A 19,750-nucleotide genomic window follows, 5' to 3' on the forward strand; every position below is an offset into this window, starting at 1 on the left:
TGGTTGAACTGCACGCGCTTTGAAAGCGCACAGCGACCGCTATTTTCTCCTATTTAGCGGCAGGTACTTCAAATTCTCGGGCCCGGTGTAATTCGCGCTCGGACGGATGATCTTGTTGTCGATACGCTGCTCGATGATATGCGCGCTCCAGCCCGCCGTACGCGCGATCACGAAGAGCGGCGTGAACATGGCGGTGGGCACGCCCATCATGTGATACGAGACCGCGCTGAACCAGTCCAGATTCGGGAACATCTTCTTCGCGTCCCACATCACCGACTCCAGCCGCTCGGCAATGCTGAACAGCTTGGTGTTGCCCGCTTCCTTCGAGAGCGTCTTCGCGACTTCCTTGATGACCTTGTTGCGCGGGTCCGAAATCGTGTACACCGGGTGGCCGAAGCCGATCACTACTTCCTTGTTCTCGACGCGGCGGCGGATGTCCGCTTCGGCTTCGTCAGCGTTCTGGTAGCGCGACTGGATCTCGAACGCGACTTCATTCGCGCCGCCGTGCTTCGGTCCGCGCAGCGCGCCGATCGCACCGGTGATCGCCGAATAGATGTCCGATCCCGTGCCCGCGATCACGCGGCCCGTGAAGGTCGACGCGTTGAATTCATGCTCGGCGTACAGGTTCAGCGACACGTGCATCGCGTCGACCCATGCGCTCGACGGCTCCACGCCGTGCAGCAGATGCAGGAAGTGGCCGCCGATCGAATCGTCGTCGGTTTCCACCTCGATGCGCTTGCCGTTGTGCGAGTAGTGATACCAGTACAGCAGCATCGAACCGAGCGAGGCCATCAGCTTGTCGGCGATGTCGCGCGCGCCCGGCAGGTTGTGATCGTCTTTTTCCGGCAGCACGGTGCCGAGCACCGACACGCCGGTGCGCATCACGTCCATCGGATGCGCGGCGGCCGGAATCCATTCGAGGGCGGCCTTGACGTTGGCGGGCAGGCCGCGCAGCGCCTTGAGCTTGGTTTTGTACGCGGTGAGTTCGGCTTGCGTCGGCAGCTTTTCGTGAACCAGCAGGTACGCGATCTCTTCGAATTCGCAGGCGCTGGCGATATCGAGAATGTCGTAGCCGCGGTAATGCAGGTCGTTGCCGGTCTTGCCGACCGTACAAAGGGCCGTGTTGCCCGCCGTCACGCCCGACAGGGCGACGGATTTTTTCGGTTTGAAGCCGCTTTTGGGTTCGTTGCCGCCGGCTGCACCGGCGGTCTGCGTTGTCTCGCTCATCTCCCGCAATCTCCTTTGTGCCTGTTCATTGCTTCTGGTTGACCTACACGTTCGATGTGGCTGGCCCGCAGCGTTAGATGATTCAGTGCTTCGATTGCAGGACGATGTACAGATCCGCCGTTCAGCGCCGCCGTGCCGATTGCCGGATGCACGCCCATGTTCATGATGCGGTTTGCACGTTAGTACCCACTTTCGTGAAGAGCGGCGCCGCGTCTTGCGGGACGGCGCGGCCAGTGGCTTGCGCGCGGCGCAGCACCGACCAGTAATAGCGATAGCTCGCGCGGTCATGCAGCGTGTCGTGATGGCGCGTCGGACCCCATTGGGCGGACTGCGCGGCCAGCAGGATTTCGGTGGCGGTGGCGATCTCTTCATCGCGCGGTGCGAACGCGGCCACGATCGCCTCGATTTGCGCCGGGTGGATGCTCCACATGCGCGTGTAGCCGAATTCGTTGCGGGCGCGCGCGGCGTCGTTCGCCACCACGCTCATGTCGCGCACTTCCGTGCTGACATTGTGCGACGGCACTTTGCCGTACGCATGGCAGGCGGCGGAAATTTCCAGCTTTGCACGCCGCACCAACGGATGATCGAACTGGCCGGGCGAGCGCATGGCCGTATCGGGAATCGCGCCGTCGTGCGCGGAGACGAAATCCATCAAGCCGAAGCTCAGCGCTTCCACACCGGGCAGCGCGGCCAGATCGAACACGCGCGTCAGCGCGCCGTGTGTTTCGACCAGCAATTGCACCGGCACCGGTTGCGCGATGCCGAGCTCGCGGCGCGTCGCCTCGATGAACGCGACCATTTCGGCGGCATCGTGCCCGTTCCGGATCTTCGGCAGAGTGATGTAAGCGGGCGCTCGCTTCGCGGCACGCAGAATGAGACGGACGTCATCGCGCCAGTGCGCGTGATCGAAGTCGTGAATCCGCACGCCGACGCGGCCAAAGCGGTCATGCTCGCTGCCCAGCAGCGAGGCGACCAACTCCGCGTGCTGCGCCTCGCGACCGACCTGCGCGCCGTCTTCGCAATCGAGCGTGATATCGAACACGGGGCCCAGTTGTTGCTGCAAAGCGAGCGATTTCAGCATCAGCTTTTCACTGCCGGCGTAGTGATCGCAGGCAGGCAGCACAGCGGGCGGCACTTCGCCGTCAAACAGCACTTCGGCGGGCGTGAGGGCGCGCATCTTCGGCGTCAGGGCGTGGGTAGTGTTTGGAGAAATCGGATTCGGGCGCGCTCTGCCGGACCGTCGCGGCAACCGCGCAAAAAGCGCTCGAATCAGATGCGAACAACTGCATTCGCACGAAAAAAACCGGAACTCGCTGTGCGGACGTTGGGGGCGCCCCCCCAGATCTGCCGCTTCGCGCCAGACCGCCCGTGGGGGGAACCAGGGGTGGCCTGCCGCTTTCTCACGAGTTCCGGTTCGTCTTCATCAGGCGCTTAGCCGAGCAGGTGTTGAACGCCGTCGCGCTCTTCCAGCAGTTCCTGTAGCGTGCCGTCCATCTTTTCGCGCGAGAACGCGTCGATTTCCAGACCTTCGACGCGCTTGTACTCACCGTTTTCGCACGTGACCGGCACACCGTAGATGATGTCTTCCGGAATGCCGTACGAACCGTCCGACGGGATACCCATGGTGACCCACTTGCCGTTCGTGCCGAGCACCCAGTCGCGCACGTGGTCGATTGCAGCGTTAGCCGCCGACGCTGCCGACGACAGGCCGCGTGCTTCGATAATCGCTGCGCCGCGCTTGCCGACGGTCGGGATGAACGTGTTGCGGTTCCATTCTTCGTCGTTGATCAGCTTGGTCAGATCCTGACCTTCTGCCGTTGCAACGCGGAAGTCCGGGTACATGGTCGGCGAGTGGTTGCCCCACACAGCCAGCTTTTCGATCGATGCGACCGGCTTGCCCGACTTGGCCGCCAGTTGCGACAGCGCGCGGTTGTGGTCCAGCCGCAGCATGGCGGTGAAGTTCTTCTTCGGCAGATCCGGTGCCGACTTCATAGCGATGTACGCGTTCGTGTTGGCCGGGTTGCCGACCACCAGCACCTTCACGTCGCGGCTGGCGACTTCGTTCAGCGCCTTGCCCTGAACCGTGAAGATTTCGGCGTTGGCCGACAGCAGATCCTTACGCTCCATGCCTTTCGAACGCGGACGGGCGCCGACCAGCAGGGCGACGTCGGCGTCTTTGAATGCAACCTTGGGATCGTCGGTGATCACGACGCCCGACAGCAGCGGGAATGCGCAATCATCCAGTTCCATCACGACGCCTTTGACGGCGCCTTGCGCTTGCGGCAGGTCAAGCAGTTGCAGGATAACCGGCTGATCCTTGCCGAGCAGGTCGCCATTGGCGATGCGGAACAGCAGGGAGTAAGCAATTTGACCTGCGGCGCCGGTGACGGCAACGCGCTTTGCGGGCTTAGCCATTGAGAAATCTCCAGGACGATGCGTTAGACGCTAGGGAAAACGCCATTCTATATGCGCGTTCAGCGAAGCGTTATGAAACACGGCGGAAATCACTGTTCGCGGACTGCCTCGTAATCTGCCGAGGCCGAGCGGCGCGTCGCGGCAAGACCGCCATGCCGGAAGGAAACTTGTACAACTGTAGTATGGGAGCGGGAGGACGCATACGCGAGACGCCGGGTAGCCGCTGCACGGTGCGGGCTCCCGCAAACAGCGCGTTTCGGCAAGCGTCTGGCCAATGAATGGCGGCGAAATCGAAACCTGAACTGCGTGAGATCAGCATGGTGCAGAGTGGCTGCTGGTGCGTCGCGGCGCTGCATGAAACAGGCTCCGAAAAAACCCGCAAACCCTTGTTCGACAAAGAGTGTAGGAGTCGTCACAGACAAAGTCAACTTTATCTTATGTCTTATATAAGACATATCTGTTGCTGGGAAAACCCTAGACGCGGACTAGCCCTTTATGATGAAATGCGCGCATGAATTCGAACCCGGCGAACACCACGAATCCGAACGGCCAAGGCGCCGCAGGCGAGGGTGTACCCGCTGCTGCCGCCCCGGCCACGTCGCCCACTTTCAGCCCTTTGTATCAGCAGATCAAAGGGCTGATAACGCAGAGCCTCGAAAGCGGCGAGTGGAAACCCGGCGAGATCATTCCTAGTGAAGTCGAATTGGCGGCCAGATACAAGGTCAGTCAGGGAACGGTGCGCAAAGCGATCGACGAACTTGCCGCGGACAACCTGCTGGTGCGGCGTCAGGGCAAGGGCACGTTTGTTGCAACGCACAATGAAGATCGCGCCCAGTTTCGCTTTCTCAGATTGCTGGCCGATGACGGCGCGGAACACCCGCATGTCAGCCGCCTGCTCGAATGCCGGCGCTTGCGCGCTTCGGCGGACATTGCGCGGCAACTCGATCTGAAGCCGGCGGATCCAGTCGTATTGATCAAGCGGCTGCTGCAGTTCGACGGCGAAGTCACCGTACTCGACGAAATCTGGCTGCCCGGCGCCGTGTTTCGCGGCCTGACGCTAGAGCGGCTGTCGGAGTATAAGGGCCCCCTCTATGCAATGTTCGAGACGGAATTCGGCACACGCATGATCCGCGCAACGGAGAAGATCCGCGCGGTGGCGGCCGAGCCCGCCGTGGCCGATCTGCTGCATGTGCCGGCGGGTTTTCCGCTGCTCTCGGTCGAGCGCGTGTCCTATACGTATGGAGACCGGCCGGTCGAGGTGCGCCGTGGTTGGTATGTCACAACCGGGTATTACTATCAGAACGATCTAAGCTGAATCGGGCTGAACGAGGGCGACGCGTCCCACACGCGCGCCTGTTTGAAAGCGCCTTTATCGCGCGTGGTGTAACGGACCTGTGGTGGTTTTCGCTGCAGCGCGATATAAAAAGGCGCTAAAATTGCGGATTAGTGTGACTACATAGTAGGGGTCTAGCATGGCTGAAGCCGTAAAAAAACCGAGGCCGGAATTCCGGAACATCGGTATCGGGCAGATATTGACGGCATACCGTCTCCCTCTAGCGGGGCGAGTATCCATCTTGCACCGCTTGAGCGGTGGTCTGCTTTTTGTTTTTCTTCCGTTCCTGCTGTACCTCTTCGATCAGAGTCTGACTTCTGAACTCAGCTTCGAAGTCTTCAAAGGTTTTCTCTCCAACATCATCGTCAAGCTCATCACGCTCGTTCTCGCGTGGGCCTTCCTGTTTCACTTCTGCGCCGGCATCCGTCACCTGCTGATGGACACGAACCACAACGCAGTGACGAAGGAGAAGGGCAAATCGACTTCTGTCGTCGTTCTCGTCGTGTCGTCGCTGCTCACCATCGCGTTCGCAGCAAAACTGTTCGGAGCATTCTAAAAAATGTCAGCTAATAACCGAATCGGTTCGAAGCGTCTCGTTGTCGGCGCCCATTACGGTCTGCGCGACTGGCTGGCGCAGCGCATTACCGCCACCATCATGGCGGTCTACACGGTCATCCTGCTCGCCTGGTTTTTCGGCGCACGCGATTTCTCGTACGACGGCTGGGCGTCGATCTTCGCGACGCAATGGATGAAGCTGGCCACATTCGTCACGCTGCTTTCGCTGTTCTATCACGCGTGGGTTGGTATCCGCGACATCTGGATGGACTATGTGAAGCCCGTTGGCATCCGCCTGTTGCTTCAAGCGCTGACGATCGTCTGGCTGCTCGCGTGTGCGGGCTACGCTGCGCAGATTCTCTGGAGAGTGTAAAAGAATGGCTGCAATCAAGAATTCTCTGCCGCGTCGCAAGTTTGACGTGGTTATCGTCGGCGCAGGCGGCTCGGGGATGCGCGCTTCGCTGCAACTCGCGCGCGCCGGTCTGTCGGTCTGCGTGCTGTCCAAGGTGTTCCCGACGCGTTCGCACACGGTTGCTGCCCAAGGCGGCATCGGCGCTTCGCTCGGCAACATGAGCGAAGACAACTGGCACTATCACTTCTACGACACGATCAAGGGTTCCGACTGGCTCGGCGACCAGGACGCGATCGAGTACATGTGCCGCGAAGCCCCTAACGCGGTCTACGAACTCGAACACTTCGGCATGCCGTTCGACCGTAATGCAGACGGCACGATTTACCAGCGCCCGTTCGGCGGCCATACCGCGAATTACGGCGAAAAGCCGGTGCAACGCGCTTGCGCGGCCGCTGACCGTACCGGTCACGCGCTGCTGCACACGCTGTACCAGCAGAACGTTGCGGCCAAGACGCAGTTCTTCGTCGAATGGATGGCGCTGGACCTGATCCGCGACGCCGAAGGCGACGTGCTCGGCGTGACCGCAATGGAAATGGAAACCGGCGACGTCTACATTCTCGAAGGCAAGACCACGCTGTTCGCCACGGGCGGCGCGGGCCGTATTTTCGCGGCGTCCACGAATGCGTTCATCAACACCGGCGACGGCCTGGGCATGGCCGCGCGTTCGGGCATCGCACTGCAAGACATGGAATTCTGGCAATTCCACCCGACCGGCGTGGCCGGCGCGGGCGTGCTGATTACCGAAGGCGTGCGCGGCGAAGGCGGCATCCTGCGTAACTCGAACGGCGAGCGTTTCATGGAACGCTACGCGCCGACTTTGAAGGATCTGGCGCCGCGCGACTTCGTGTCGCGTTCGATGGACCAGGAAATCAAGGAAGGCCGCGGCGTGGGTCCGAACAAGGATCACGTGCTGCTCGACTTGTCGCACATCGGCGCCGAGACGATCATGAAGCGTCTGCCGTCGATCCGCGAAATCGCGCTGAAGTTCGCGAACGTCGATTGTATTAAAGAGCCGATCCCGGTCGTGCCGACCATCCACTATCAGATGGGCGGAATTCCTACGAACATTCACGGCCAGGTCGTGGGCACGTCGAAGGGCGCCGAAGACCCGGTCAACGGCTTCTACGCCGTGGGCGAATGCTCGTGCGTGTCGGTGCACGGTGCAAACCGTCTCGGCACGAACTCGCTGCTCGACCTGGTGGTGTTCGGCCGCGCGGCCGGCAACCACATTGTCAAGCACGTGAAGGAAATCAAGGAGCACAAGCCGCTGCCGGCCGACGCCGCCGATTTCGCGCTGTCGCGTCTGGCGAAGCTCGATAGCTCGTCCTCGGGCGAGTATGCGCAATCGGTCGCGAACGACATTCGCGGCACGATGCAGAAGCATGCCGGTGTGTTCCGTACTTCGGCGTTGCTGGCTGAAGGCGTCGAGCGCATCCGCGAAGTGGCTGACCGGGTCGACAACATCCATCTGAAAGACAAGTCGAAGGTGTTCAACACGGCACGTATCGAAGCGCTGGAAGTGGCGAACCTGATCGAAGTGGCACGCGCTACGATGGTTTCCGCCGAAGCGCGCAAGGAAAGCCGTGGCGCGCACGCGCAGGACGACTTCGAGCATCGCGACGACGAAAACTGGCTGCGCCATACGCTGTGGTTCAGCGAAGGCGATCGCCTCGACTACAAGCCGGTTCACATGCAACCGCTGACGGTCGAATCGGTTCCGCCGAAAGCGCGGACCTTCTAAGGCACAAGTCAAAGGAATTCAGAAATGGCAAAGCGTACATTTGAAATTTACCGCTACGACCCGGACAAGGACGCAGCGCCGCGCATGCAAACGTACGAGATCGAAATCGACTCGCACGAACGCATGCTGCTCGACGCGCTGCTGAAGTTGAAGGCAGTTGACGAGACTCTTTCGTTCCGCCGTTCGTGCCGTGAAGGCGTGTGCGGTTCGGACGCCATGAACATCAACGGCAAGAATGGTCTGGCCTGCCTGCAGAACATGAATGATCTGCCGCAGAAGATCGTGCTGCGTCCGCTGCCGGGCCTGCCTGTGGTGCGCGACCTGATCTGCGACTTCACGCAGTTCTTCAACCAGTATCATTCGATCAAGCCGTATCTGATCAACGACACGCCGCCGCCGGAAAAGGAGCGTCTGCAGTCGCCGGAAGAACGCGACGAGCTCGACGGCCTGTATGAATGTATTCTGTGCGCTAGCTGCTCGACTTCGTGCCCGAGCTTCTGGTGGAATCCAGACAAGTTCGTTGGCCCGGCCGGCCTGTTGCAAGCCTACCGTTTCATCGCGGATAGCCGCGACGAAGCAACGGGCGAACGCCTCGACAACCTGGAAGATCCGTACCGTCTGTTCCGTTGCCATACCATTATGAATTGCGTCGACGTTTGCCCGAAGGGCCTGAACCCGACCAAGGCGATTGGCAAGATCAAGGAATTGATGGTTCGCCGCGCTGTCTAGGATGAATAACCCGCACGCTCCCTATCGTTTGCTGCCTCAATGGGGCGGTCAGTACGCTTGGGGGGCGGCACGGCGCGTGCTGAAATGAACGACACATCGCATCAGTCCGACCCTCTCCGTCGCGCGCGTCTTCGCTGGCGCGCTCGGCGGGGCCTGCTGGAAAACGATCTGATTTTTGAACGTTTTTTTCGGCCGATATGAGCATGACCTCAGCGATGCCGACGTGGGCGCCCTCACGCGCCTGCTCGAGCTGAGCGATAACGACCTGATGGACTTGCTGCTCGCGCGCAAGGAACCGGAAGGCGACCTTGCCGACCCGGATGTAGTCCGGGTGCTGGAGTTGCTGCGGAATGCCTGAGCGGCGTGTGCGCCCGCTTGTCCGTTGTTCCAGGCGTGCAATTATCGAAACCCTGTTTCCATACTTCGATTGAGGATCTGCTATGACCCCGTCAGATGTTAAAGCCACGCTATCGTTCAGCGACAATTCGCCGAGCGTTGAAATGCCGATCTACAAGGGCACTCTCGGCCCGGACGTGATCGACATCCGCAAACTGTACGGCCAGACCGGCAAGTTCACGTACGACCCGGGCTTCATGTCGACGGCGGCGTGCAATTCGGCGATCACCTACATCGACGGCGATAAGGGCGAGTTGCTGTACCGCGGCTACCCGATCGACAACCTCGCGGAAAACGCAGACTTCCTCGAAACGTGCTATCTGCTGCTGAAGGGCGAACTGCCGAACGCACAGCAGAACGCCGAATTCGTGAAGACGGTCACGAACCATACGATGGTGCATGAACAAATGCACTTCTTCTTCCGCGGGTTCCGTCGCGACGCGCACCCGATGGCGATTCTGGTTGCCGCAGTCGGTGCGTTGTCGGCCTTCTATCACGACTCGCTCGACATCAACGATCCGCGTCACCGTGAAGTGTCGGCCATTCGCATGATCGCGAAGCTGCCGACGCTGGTGGCAATGGCGTACAAGTACAGCATCGGCCAGCCGTTCGCGTACCCGAAGAACGACCTGTCGTACAGCGCGAACTTCATGCACATGATGTTCTCGAACCCGTGCGAAGAGTACAAGGTCAACGACGTGCTGGTGCGCGCGCTCGACCGCATCCTGATCCTGCACGCCGACCATGAACAGAATGCCTCGACCTCGACCGTGCGTCTTGCCGGTTCGTCGGGTGCCAATCCGTTCGCGTGTATCGCGGCCGGTATCGCGTGTCTGTGGGGCCCGGCGCACGGTGGCGCGAACGAAGCCGCGCTGAACATGCTGGAAGAAATCGGCTCGGTCGACAACATTCCTGAGTTCATCAAGCAGGTGAAGGACAAGAACTCGGGCGTGAAGCTGATGGGCTTCGGTCACCGCGTCTATAAGAACTACGACCCGCGTGCGAAGCTGATGCGCGAAACCTGCCACGAAGTGCTGGAAGAACTTGGCCTGCACGACGACCCGCTGTTCAAGCTGGCAATGGCGCTGGAAAAGATCGCACTGGAAGACGAATACTTCGTGTCGCGCAAGCTGTACCCGAACGTCGACTTCTACTCGGGCATCGTGCAGCGCGCGCTGGGCATCCCGACCTCGATGTTCACGTGTATCTTCGCGATGGCACGTACGGTCGGCTGGATTGCACAGTGGAACGAAATGATCGCCGATCCGGAACAGAAGATTGGCCGTCCGCGTCAGTTGTTCATTGGCGACACGCAACGTGAAGCCAAGCCGATCGCGCAACGTTGATCGGTTTGAATCTGCGTTGCTCGTAGCGGCTGTTTTGCTGCGGGCTGGCGCGGAATCTGGTTGATAAGAAATGCCCCGATGGGTTCTTCCCGGCCGGGGCATTTTGTTTTCAGGTTCGATCTCGCGCGTTTGAGCGTGCAATTGCGCGGCGGTGCAGCAAGCCGCAACCGCCCGCAGGCTTACCGGGTAACGTCGATACAGGTATCGGCACTACCACCCAACTCCCTGTTTTTTATCGGTTTTCTTCCTGATTGAGCGGCCCAGACGGGACGCTGCGTGGCATAATCGACCGACACGGTCAGCCCGCAGTCATTACTACCCCCGCATACCATGGCACAGACTCTCTACGACAAATTGTGGAACACACACGTGGTCCACACGGAAGAAGACGGTACGACGATTCTCTACATCGACCGTCACCTGCTGCACGAAGTCACCAGCCCTCAGGCGTTTGAAGGCCTGAAGCTGGCTGAGCGTCCGGTGTGGCGCATTAGCGCGAACCTGGCGGTGTCGGACCACAACGTGCCGACCACGGACCGCAGCCACGGCATCGCCGATCCGATCTCCAAGCTGCAAGTCGACACGCTCGATTCGAACTGCGACGCCTACGGAATCACGCAGTTCAAGATGAACGATCTGCGTCAGGGCATCGTGCATATCATCGGGCCGGAGCAGGGCGCTACGCTGCCGGGCATGACGATCGTCTGCGGCGACTCGCACACGTCCACGCACGGCGCGTTCGGCGCGCTGGCCCACGGAATCGGCACGTCGGAAGTCGAGCACGTGCTGGCCACGCAAACGCTCCTGCAGAAGAAGAGCAAGAACATGCTGGTGAAGGTGGAAGGCGCGCTGCCGCGCGGCTGCACCGCCAAAGACATCGTGCTTGCCATCATCGGCAAGATCGGTACGGCGGGCGGCACGGGCTACGCGATCGAATTCGGCGGCTCGACCATCCGCGCGCTTTCCATGGAAGGCCGCATGACGGTCTGCAACATGGCGATTGAGGCGGGCGCGCGCGCCGGCATGGTTGCGGTCGACGACACCACCATTGAATATCTGAAGGGTCGCCCGTTCTCACCGGAAGGTGTGGAGTGGAACCACGCGGTCGAGTACTGGAAGCAGTTCAAGTCGGACGACGGCGCGCACTTTGATCGCGTGGTCGAACTGAACGCCGCCGAGATCGTGCCGCAAGTCACATGGGGCACGTCGCCGGAAATGGTCACGGCCGTAGACGGCCGCGTGCCGGATCCGGATCGCGAGAAAGACCCGGTCAAGCGCGACGCCATGGAGCGTGCGCTGAAATACATGGCGCTCGAACCGAATGCGCCGATCGAATCGATCAAGCCGGATAAAATCTTCATTGGGTCGTGTACCAACGCGCGTATTGAAGACATTCGCGCCGCGGCTTACGTCGTGAAGAAACTGGGCCGCCGCGTGGCGCCGAACATTCGTCTGGCGATGGTCGTGCCGGGTTCGGGGCTCGTGAAGGCGCAGGCGGAACGTGAGGGCCTCGACAAGGTCTTTACCGACGCCGGGTTCGAATGGCGTGAACCAGGTTGCTCGATGTGTCTTGCCATGAATGCCGACCGGCTGGAGCCGGGCGAGCGTTGCGCATCCACGTCGAATCGTAATTTCGAAGGTCGTCAGGGCGCCGGTGGCCGTACCCACCTCGTGAGCCCCGCGATGGCGGCGGCTGCGGCTATCGAAGGGCATTTCGTCGATATTCGCAAGCTTGGATAAACACGCATGATGAAGAACATCAATCGCACCACTCTATTGCGCCGCTTCGCGCTCGGTTCGCTGGCTGGGCTATTGCTCGGTCTGGCCGGTTGCAACACGGTGCACGGATTCGGCGAGGATATGTCGCACCTCGGCAATTCGATCAGCAATCACGCTGATAAATAAGCGGTTTTTGATTTTTGCCGGCCATGCGCCGAGCGGCTTTCCGGCCGCCGCGCGCATCGCCCGGTCTTGAAACAGGCGCAAGCGTCATGGATAAATTCATCGTACACACCGGCGTCGTGGCGCCGCTCGATCGTGAGAACGTCGACACGGACGCGATCATTCCGAAGCAATTCCTGAAGTCGATCAAGCGCACGGGTTTCGGTCCGAACGCGTTCGACGAATGGCGCTACCTCGACCACGGCGAGCCGGGTCAGGACAATTCGAAGCGTCCGCTGAATCCGGACTTCGTGCTGAACCAGCCGCGTTATCAAGGGGCTTCGGTGCTGCTGGCGCGCAAGAACTTCGGCTGCGGCAGTTCGCGTGAGCACGCGCCGTGGGCGTTGGAGCAATACGGCTTTCGCGCGCTGATCGCGCCGAGTTTCGCCGACATTTTCTATAACAATTGCTTCAAGAACGGCCTGCTGCCGATCGTGCTGACCGAACAGCAAGTCGATCACCTGTTCAACGAAACGTATGCGTTCAACGGCTTCAAGCTGACGGTGGATCTCGAAGCGCAAGTCGTGCGCACGTCGGACGGCGGCACCGAGTATCCGTTCGAAGTCGCGGCGTTCCGCAAGTACTGCCTGCTGAACGGCTTCGACGACATCGGCCTCACGCTGCGCCACGCGGACAAGATCCGGCAGTTCGAAGCAGAGCGGATCGCGAAACAGCCGTGGCTGGCTCACCGCATCGTCGGCTGAACGCGTAAGGGCGTGGAGCCCGCTCACTGATTCAAGTTCGCAGGAAAACGCTGGGCCGCCCCAAGTTTTCTTGCCCCCCTCGGGAGCCTGACGCGAAGCGACAGGTCTGGGGGGCACTCTCACTCTCGAAGAAAACCTCAAGGAATTCGCATGAAGATCGCAGTGTTGCCGGGCGACGGCATTGGTCCCGAAATCGTCAAGGAAGCCGTCAAGGTTCTGAACGTGCTCGGCGAAAAGTTCGAGCTCGAAGAAGCGCCGGTTGGCGGCGCGGGCTACGAAGCGAAGGGCCACCCGCTGCCTGATTCGACGCTGGCACTGGCGAAAGAGGCCGACGCGATTCTGTTCGGCGCGGTGGGCGACTGGAAGTACGACTCGCTCGAACGCGCGCTGCGCCCGGAGCAGGCCATTCTGGGTCTGCGCAAACACCTGCAACTGTTCGCGAACTTCCGTCCGGCGATCTGCTATCCGCAACTCACCGGCGCTTCGTCGTTGAAAGAAGAGATCGTGTCGGGCCTCGACATCCTGATCGTGCGCGAGCTGAATGGCGACATCTATTTCGGTTCGCCGCGCGGCGTGCGCGAAGCACCGGACGGTTTGTTCGCCGGTTCGAAGGAAGGCTTCGACACGATGCGTTATTCGGAGCCCGAAGTGCGTCGCATTGCGCACGTCGCGTTTCAGGCGGCGCAAAAACGTAGCAAGAAGCTGACGTCGGTGGATAAGGCCAACGTGCTCGAAACGTCGCAGTTCTGGAAAGACGTGATGATCGACGTCTCGAAGGAATACGCGGACGTCGAACTGTCGCACATGTATGTCGACAACGCAGCCATGCAACTGGTGAAGGCGCCGAAGTCGTTCGACGTGATCGTGACCGGCAACATGTTCGGCGACATTCTCTCCGACGAAGCGGCCATGCTCACGGGTTCGATCGGCATGCTGCCGTCGGCCTCGCTCGACAAGAACAACAAGGGTTTGTACGAGCCGTCGCACGGTTCGGCGCCGGACATCGCCGGCAAGGGCGTGGCGAATCCGCTCGCCACCATTCTGTCGGCGGCCATGATGTTGCGCTATTCGCTGAACAAGGCGGAGCAGGCGGACCGCATTGAAAATGCCGTAAAAAAGGTGCTCGAGCAGGGCTATCGCACCGGCGACATTCTCACGCCGGGTTGCAAGCAGGTCGGCACGGTTGCTATGGGCGACGCGGTCGTCGCAGCGCTGTAAAAAGCAGGCAAGGCAAGCAGCAGTCGGGTCGTCACACGGCCTTTAAAACGCGAATTGGCCTCCAATGAGGCCGATTCGCGCGTAATACGGGCGATAGCGGCGGACATTGACGTCGCCAGATTCCGGTTTTCGTGTATATTGTAGCGATGGCGCACACAGCTCAAATCTCCTCGATTTCGACACTGCACGGCAAAACGGCCCGTGTGGTTGAGCTCGCCATTACTGCCAAAGCTTCCATTAAAACGATTACCCCGAAAACGATCACGAAACGCTGATCGTCCGTCGTGCCCGCTCATCTTCCCCGCGCGGTCACTGCGGGCAAAGATGCGGGGAAGTTTCCATTCGAAGGGTATGAAGTCATGAACGTAGGTCTCGTAGGTTGGCGCGGCATGGTCGGCAGCGTCCTGATGCAACGCATGCAGCAGGAAGGCGATTTCGATCTTATCGAACCGGTGTTTTTCAGCACCAGCAACGCGGGCGGCAACGCGCCGTCGTTCGCCAAAAACGAGACCAAGCTCAAAGATGCGACAAGCATCGAAGACCTGAAGAAGTGCGAAGCGATCATCTCGTGCCAGGGCGGCGACTACACGAACGAAGTGTTCCCGAAGCTGCGCGCGGCGGGCTGGAACGGCTACTGGATCGACGCGGCCTCGTCGCTGCGCATGAAGGACGACGCGGTCATCATTCTCGATCCGGTCAACCTCGACGTGATCAAGAACGCGCTGGTCAAGGGCCAGAAGAATTTCATTGGCGGCAATTGCACGGTCAGCCTGATGCTGATGGCGCTCGGCGGCCTGTTCCGCGAAAACCTCGTCGACTGGATGACGGCCATGACGTATCAGGCCGCTTCGGGCGCGGGCGCGCAAAACATGCGCGAACTGCTGCAGCAAATGGGCACGCTGTACGGTGCCGCCAAAGAAGATCTGGCTGATCCGTCGTCGGCGATTCTCGACATCGACCGCCGCGTGCTCTCCGCGATGAACAGCGACCGCATGCCGACCGGCAACTTCGGCGTGCCGCTCGCCGGCTCGCTGATTCCGTGGATCGACAAGGATCTCGGCAACGGCATGTCGAAAGAAGAGTGGAAGGGCGGCGCTGAAACCAACAAGATTCTCGGCAAGCCGGCTATGGGCACGCAGGGTTCGATTCCGGTGGACGGCCTGTGCGTGCGGATCGGCGCAATGCGCTGCCACTCGCAGGCGTTGACCATCAAGCTGAACAAGGACGTTCCGCTGGACGAGGTGAACAGCATCCTCGCCTCGGGCAACGACTGGGTCAAGGTCGTGCCGAACGAGCGGGAAGCGTCGATGCGCGACCTGTCCCCGGCGGTCGTGACGGGTACGTTGACGGTGCCGGTCGGCCGTGTGCGCAAACTGGCGATGGGCGGCGAATATCTGTCGGCTTTCACGGTTGGCGATCAGTTGCTGTGGGGCGCTGCGGAGCCGCTGCGTCGCATGCTTCGCATTGTGCTCGACAAGTAAAGTAAACTACGCGCTCACGACGCGTAGAAAACTCAAGAAGCGTCGCGCTTGCGCGGCGCTTTTTTCATTGTGTGCTCCGATTATCTTGTCTCTCTCCAACCGCAAAAAAGGGCTGCGCGCTGACGCGCCAGGAGTCCCGATGAACCTTCGACTCTCATCCCTTCGGGCTATGTTCGTTCATCAAGGTGCAGGCCGGTTGATGGCCGCCGCCGCTTTGGCCTTCGCGCTGGCCGGCGCCGGCCTGGGTAACGCGGTCGCCGCGCCAGGCGACGCCGCAAGCGCGCCGGACGCTGCCCCCGTTTCGTACGCGAACGGTGGTCAATTCACGGTGCGCGCCGGGCAGTCGCTGAACGACGTGGCGATTGCCGTCACGCAGTCGCACGACCGGGCGACGCTCGCACGCGCCTCGCGCGCATTGTTCGAGGCGAACCCGAACGCCTTCATGAGTCATGACCCGAGCCGGATGCGCGTGGGTGCGGTGTTGACGGTGCCGGTGCTGGATGCGTCGGGTGCTTTGGCTGCGTCGTCGGCGGGTGTTGCGTCCGCCGTTTCCGCGACGGCGGCTTCCGCGCCGGGCACGGCGGTGGCGAGTGGCCCGGCAAGTGGCGTGGCGCAGGTCAATGCCGCGGCGGCCAGTGCAGCGAGTGCGGCGGCTCGGGCCGCGACGCCTGCCGCGCCTGCCGTCTCGGCGACGGCCAGTGTAGCTGCCGAGGCCAGCTCGCCAGCGTCGGCCACCGTGGTTTCTTCTACGCCGGTCGCGGGATCGCAGCCGGCGGCATTGCCGGCCAGCGGTGCCCATGAATGGGCCGGATCGATTCAACCCTCGGCTAGCGAGCCTGTTGAAGGCGCTTCGGCGCCGGGTGCCGCAATTGCGGGGACGAGCGCTGCACAGCCGGCATCGCAGCCGCGTGCGCAGGTGTCGAGCCTGCAGCAATTGCTTGCGCTGAAAAACCGCGTGTTGATGGAGCTGCAGAAGCATGGCATCGGCGGTACACCGGCTGCGACGGGCGCCGCCCAGACCAACGTCGCGCAGCCGGCGCCCGGCGCGTCCTCGGCAGCAGCTGTGTCGGGTCATGTCGCTGCGCCGGTAGCCTCGACGTCGAAAGATGTCGGCCTGTCGCAGACGGAACTGAGTGTGGCGGCTGCGGTTGGCGCGGCGCTGGTTGTGCTGCTTGCGGCTTTGCGTATGGGGCGTCGTAAGCGCGAGCGTGTCGCGGCGGCTGAAGCTGTGTCGACGGAAGGCAATGCGGCAGGGTCCGCGCGGGCAACGAGCCAGCAGGGCATCGTTTCGACGCGCGAGGAGATTTCGGTGCACGAAGCGCCGGACGCGGCCGCCGAAGCCGACGTGCGAAATGGGGCAGCGCTGGCGGCTGCCGAACGCGAAGCTGCGGAAGGCGACGCGGCGGCGCGAGAGATGGCGGAACGCGTGGCGGCGGAGCGCGACGCGGAAATTCGCCGGGCGGCGGCGCGAGAGGCAGAGGAACAAGCGGCGGCGGAGCGTGCGGCCGAAGAGCGGGCCGCGGCAGAGCGTGCAGCCGGAGAACAGGCCGCAGCCGAACGCGCGGCGGCTGAGCAGGCCGCGGCAGAACGCGTAGCCGAAGAACAGGCCGCGGCAGAGCGAGCAGCCGAAGAACAGACTGCAGCGGAACGCGCAACGGCAGAGCAGGCCGCAGCAGAACGCGCGGAAGCAGAGCAGGAAGCGGCCGGACATATGTCGGCAGAGCCGGCGGCAGAACGCGCCGCAACCCAACAAGCGGCATCCGGCCACGAAGCCACCGCTCACGCAACCTCCCCCGCGCAAGATCCCGCCGCGCCCCCGCGCGTCTGGCAAGAGCGCGACGTCACATCTGCATCTGTCGAACCCGCGCAAGTCGATCCGAACATTGCGCCGTCCGCTCAGAGCGATTTCACGCCCGAACCTCTTCCCGCGCCGCCCCTCGATCACTTCGACGACGCGACCCTGGCCGCGAGCCTCGCCGCCGCCGCGGAACTCGGCGCCGAGGCCTTGCCGCTGGCGCCGCCCGAGCCTCTCGACGGAGCCTTTCCGCATGAGGAACCCGTTCATCGTCTGCAATGGGACGATGAGCCGGCCGCACCGCAGGAACCGCTGCCCGAAGCGGCACCGCTGGCGCAATCCCAACCCGCGCCCGCCGTGCCGACCGAGTTTCCGCGCGACGCCGTCGATGCCTTCGGCAGCCTCGACATGCCGCTGCCACCGCGCGTCGAGTCGTCCGCCGACCACGTGCATGTGCCCGCTTCGCTGTCGACGCAGCCGGTATCGTCACAGGAAGCCACGGCGAAACAATCCGCGGCCGAACACCACCCGGACGACACGCCGCACATCGCCGACGAGATCGACGCCGGCACAGCAGGCCACGCGGCCGTCGCCGGGCTGGGTGCCGGCTTGGGTACGGGTTTGGGCGCGGGCCTCGGTGCGCCCGGCTTCGGCGCGTTGAAGCTCGATTTCGACCTCGAGCTGCCGCCCGGCCCAGCCGAGCCGTTGCCGACGTTCACGCAGGCCGATCTCATCCGCATTGCCCGCAACAAGCTCGATCTGGCTGCCGAGTACATCGAACTCGGCGATCTGTCCGGCGCGCGCGCGCTCATCAACGAAGTGATCGAGACGAACGATCCGGGTACGCGCACCGAGGCCCGCGCGCTGCTCTCGACGCTCGCCCCGTTGTCGTGAAGCGTATTGCTTTAGGCGTCCAGTACGACGGCTCAGCATTCTGCGGCTGGCAGTCGCAACCGCACGGCAACACCGTGCAGGACGAGCTCGAACGGGCGCTGCGCGAATTCGCGCAAACGCCAGTGCAAACCATCGTCGCGGGCCGCACGGATACAGGGGTGCACGGTCTCGGCCAGGTCGTGCATTTCGATACCGAAATCGATCGCGCAGATGTTTCCTGGGTTCGCGGCACCAATTCATTTTTGCCGAAGACGATCTCGGTGCAATGGGCCAAGCCGATGCCCGACGAATTCCATGCCCGTTTCTCGGCGTTCGAACGCACGTATTACTACGTGCTGTACGTCCATCCGGTGCGCTCGCCGATGCTGGCGACGCGCGCCGGCTGGGTGCATACGGCGCTCGACGTCGACGCGATGCAGGCGGCGGCCGCTCATCTGATCGGCGAGCATGACTTTTCGGCTTTTCGTTCGTCGCAATGCCAGTCGAAAACGCCGATCAAACATCTGCACCAGATCGACGTGCGGCAGCACGGCGACTTCGTTCATTTCCGTTTTCGGGCGAATGCGTTCCTGCACCACATGGTGCGCAACCTGATGGGCTGTCTGGTCTACATCGGCCGTGGTCGTCGGCCGGTCGAATGGATGGCCGAAGTGCTCGCGAGCCGTGATCGCGACTTCGCCGCGCCAACCTTCATGCCCGACGGCCTATATCTGGCGCAGGTGGGCTATCCTGAGCAATTCGCCGTGCCCGCGCCGCAGACAGGCAGCGTGCCGTGGAGTACCGTATGGACCGAGCAGGCGCAAACATGAAATCAACCGAAAACCTCGCGAGAGAATCCAACACTGACGTGGAGCAGCAGGCCGTGCCGCATCGCACGCGCATCAAGCTGTGCGGGCTGTCGAAGCCCGAAGACGTGGCCCACGCGATCAACCTCGGCGCGGATGCGATCGGCCTCGTGTTCTACCCGCCGAGCCCGCGTTCGGTCAGCATCGCACAGGCGGTCGAACTGGTGCACGACGTGCCGCCGTTCGTCTCGGTGGTCGGGCTGTTCGTCAATGCCACGCCGGACTGGATCCGCGAAGTAGTGAGCAACGTCGGGCTCACGCTGTTGCAATTTCACGGCGACGAGACCGCGGAGCAGTGCGAATCGCTCGCCGGCGTTGCGGGTTTGCCTTGGTTGCGCGCGTTGCGCGTTGCGGCGGATACTCAGCCGGCCGATTTGGTAAAATCGGCTCTCAGCTATTCAGCAGCCAGCGGCCTTCTGTTCGACACGCATGTCGAAGGGTACGGCGGCGGCGGGAAGGTCTTCGATTGGTCACTTATTCCAGCAGGGCTCGCGCGTCGGGCCGTTTTGAGTGGTGGGTTGAGCGCGCAAAACGTCAGTGATGCGATCCATCGCGTGCGCCCGTACGCGGTCGATGTCTCGAGCGGCATCGAATCCCCGGGCGCCAAGGGCGTGAAAGATCACGCCCGGATGGCGGCGTTCGTACGCGCGGTGCGCGCAGCGGACGCCGAATGATTCCGGCGCCGCGGTGCTCTCGCACGAGAGCCGCGCGCCACACT

At 62.1% G+C, this 19,750-nt stretch carries 17 protein-coding genes and 1 pseudogene; 15 read left to right on the plus strand and 3 right to left on the minus strand.

Translation table 11 applies throughout. The features are described 5' to 3' along the window. Window positions 1-39: 39 nt before the first annotated feature. The 3 genes from prpC to PDMSB3_RS20985 all read right to left on the minus strand — a co-directional run bounded on the left by prpC (window position 40) and on the right by PDMSB3_RS20985 (window position 3,642). Window positions 40-1,227 carry a bifunctional 2-methylcitrate synthase/citrate synthase gene (gene prpC / locus PDMSB3_RS20975; RefSeq protein WP_007178770.1) on the minus strand — a complete coding sequence of 396 codons (1,188 nt, stop codon included), beginning with the start codon at window positions 1,225-1,227 and terminating at the stop codon, window positions 40-42. Window positions 1,228-1,387: 160 nt separating this feature from the next. Next, on the minus strand, window positions 1,388-2,404 hold the full coding sequence (locus tag PDMSB3_RS20980) for an HpcH/HpaI aldolase/citrate lyase family protein (protein WP_007178771.1): 1,017 nt from the start codon (window positions 2,402-2,404) through the stop codon (window positions 1,388-1,390). Window positions 2,405-2,658: 254 nt separating this feature from the next. Continuing rightward, the gene (locus PDMSB3_RS20985) at window positions 2,659-3,642 is read right to left on the minus strand and encodes a malate dehydrogenase (protein WP_007178772.1); all 984 of its coding nucleotides are present in this window, start codon (window positions 3,640-3,642) and stop codon (window positions 2,659-2,661) included. 511 nt (window positions 3,643-4,153) lie between these two features. Between PDMSB3_RS20985 and PDMSB3_RS20990 the strand changes: the two genes are divergently transcribed. The 15 genes and pseudogenes from PDMSB3_RS20990 (at window position 4,154) to PDMSB3_RS21060 (ending at window position 19,706) form a co-directional block, all read left to right on the plus strand. Then, window positions 4,154-4,957: a GntR family transcriptional regulator gene (locus PDMSB3_RS20990; protein ID WP_007178773.1), complete on the plus strand. Its 804-nt coding sequence runs from the start codon at window positions 4,154-4,156 to the stop codon at window positions 4,955-4,957. A 157-nt stretch (window positions 4,958-5,114) separates the two neighbouring features. Continuing rightward, on the plus strand, window positions 5,115-5,531 hold the full coding sequence (gene sdhC / locus PDMSB3_RS20995; protein ID WP_007178774.1) for a succinate dehydrogenase, cytochrome b556 subunit: 417 nt from the start codon (window positions 5,115-5,117) through the stop codon (window positions 5,529-5,531). Window positions 5,532-5,534: 3 nt separating this feature from the next. Beyond that, window positions 5,535-5,903 carry a succinate dehydrogenase, hydrophobic membrane anchor protein gene (sdhD, locus tag PDMSB3_RS21000; protein WP_007178775.1) on the plus strand — a complete coding sequence of 123 codons (369 nt, stop codon included), beginning with the start codon at window positions 5,535-5,537 and terminating at the stop codon, window positions 5,901-5,903. Between the two features lie 4 nt (window positions 5,904-5,907). Then, the gene (gene sdhA, locus PDMSB3_RS21005) at window positions 5,908-7,683 is read left to right on the plus strand and encodes a succinate dehydrogenase flavoprotein subunit (RefSeq protein WP_007178776.1); all 1,776 of its coding nucleotides are present in this window, start codon (window positions 5,908-5,910) and stop codon (window positions 7,681-7,683) included. A 24-nt stretch (window positions 7,684-7,707) separates the two neighbouring features. Further along, window positions 7,708-8,412: a succinate dehydrogenase iron-sulfur subunit gene (locus PDMSB3_RS21010; protein WP_007178777.1), complete on the plus strand. Its 705-nt coding sequence runs from the start codon at window positions 7,708-7,710 to the stop codon at window positions 8,410-8,412. Window positions 8,413-8,496: 84 nt separating this feature from the next. Continuing rightward, window positions 8,497-8,770 (plus strand): annotated as a pseudogene (locus PDMSB3_RS21015) (FAD assembly factor SdhE). Window positions 8,771-8,852: 82 nt separating this feature from the next. Next, window positions 8,853-10,154 (plus strand): citrate synthase, encoded by a 1,302-nt coding sequence (gene gltA / locus PDMSB3_RS21020; RefSeq protein ID WP_007178779.1) that lies wholly within the window; start codon window positions 8,853-8,855, stop codon window positions 10,152-10,154. A gap of 330 nt (window positions 10,155-10,484) precedes the next feature. Beyond that, window positions 10,485-11,894, plus strand: a complete 1,410-nt coding sequence (leuC, locus tag PDMSB3_RS21025) for a 3-isopropylmalate dehydratase large subunit (protein WP_007178780.1) — start codon at window positions 10,485-10,487, stop codon at window positions 11,892-11,894. A 6-nt stretch (window positions 11,895-11,900) separates the two neighbouring features. After that, window positions 11,901-12,059: an entericidin A/B family lipoprotein gene (locus PDMSB3_RS21030; protein WP_007178781.1), complete on the plus strand. Its 159-nt coding sequence runs from the start codon at window positions 11,901-11,903 to the stop codon at window positions 12,057-12,059. An 86-nt stretch (window positions 12,060-12,145) separates the two neighbouring features. Beyond that, window positions 12,146-12,799, plus strand: coding sequence for a 3-isopropylmalate dehydratase small subunit (gene leuD, locus PDMSB3_RS21035; RefSeq protein ID WP_007178782.1), 654 nt, complete (start codon window positions 12,146-12,148; stop codon window positions 12,797-12,799). Between the two features lie 150 nt (window positions 12,800-12,949). Next, window positions 12,950-14,017, plus strand: coding sequence for a 3-isopropylmalate dehydrogenase (gene leuB, locus PDMSB3_RS21040; protein ID WP_007178783.1), 1,068 nt, complete (start codon window positions 12,950-12,952; stop codon window positions 14,015-14,017). 359 nt (window positions 14,018-14,376) lie between these two features. Then, window positions 14,377-15,498 (plus strand): aspartate-semialdehyde dehydrogenase, encoded by a 1,122-nt coding sequence (asd, locus tag PDMSB3_RS21045; protein WP_007178784.1) that lies wholly within the window; start codon window positions 14,377-14,379, stop codon window positions 15,496-15,498. A gap of 139 nt (window positions 15,499-15,637) precedes the next feature. Beyond that, entirely contained in the window at window positions 15,638-18,187 is a 2,550-nt protein-coding gene (locus tag PDMSB3_RS21050) for a FimV/HubP family polar landmark protein (protein ID WP_165187594.1), read from the plus strand. Beyond that, a complete protein-coding gene (truA, locus tag PDMSB3_RS21055; RefSeq protein ID WP_007178786.1) occupies window positions 18,184-18,996 on the plus strand; it encodes a tRNA pseudouridine(38-40) synthase TruA in 813 nt (270 codons plus the stop codon). The genes PDMSB3_RS21050 and truA overlap by 4 nt, the downstream gene beginning before the upstream one ends. Further along, entirely contained in the window at window positions 18,993-19,706 is a 714-nt protein-coding gene (locus PDMSB3_RS21060; protein ID WP_007178787.1) for a phosphoribosylanthranilate isomerase, read from the plus strand. Before truA ends, PDMSB3_RS21060 begins: the two co-directional genes overlap by 4 nt. Window positions 19,707-19,750 lie beyond the last annotated feature (44 nt).

Source organism: Paraburkholderia dioscoreae, from assembly GCF_902459535.1.
In the GTDB taxonomy this organism is placed as follows: domain Bacteria; phylum Pseudomonadota; class Gammaproteobacteria; order Burkholderiales; family Burkholderiaceae; genus Paraburkholderia; species Paraburkholderia dioscoreae.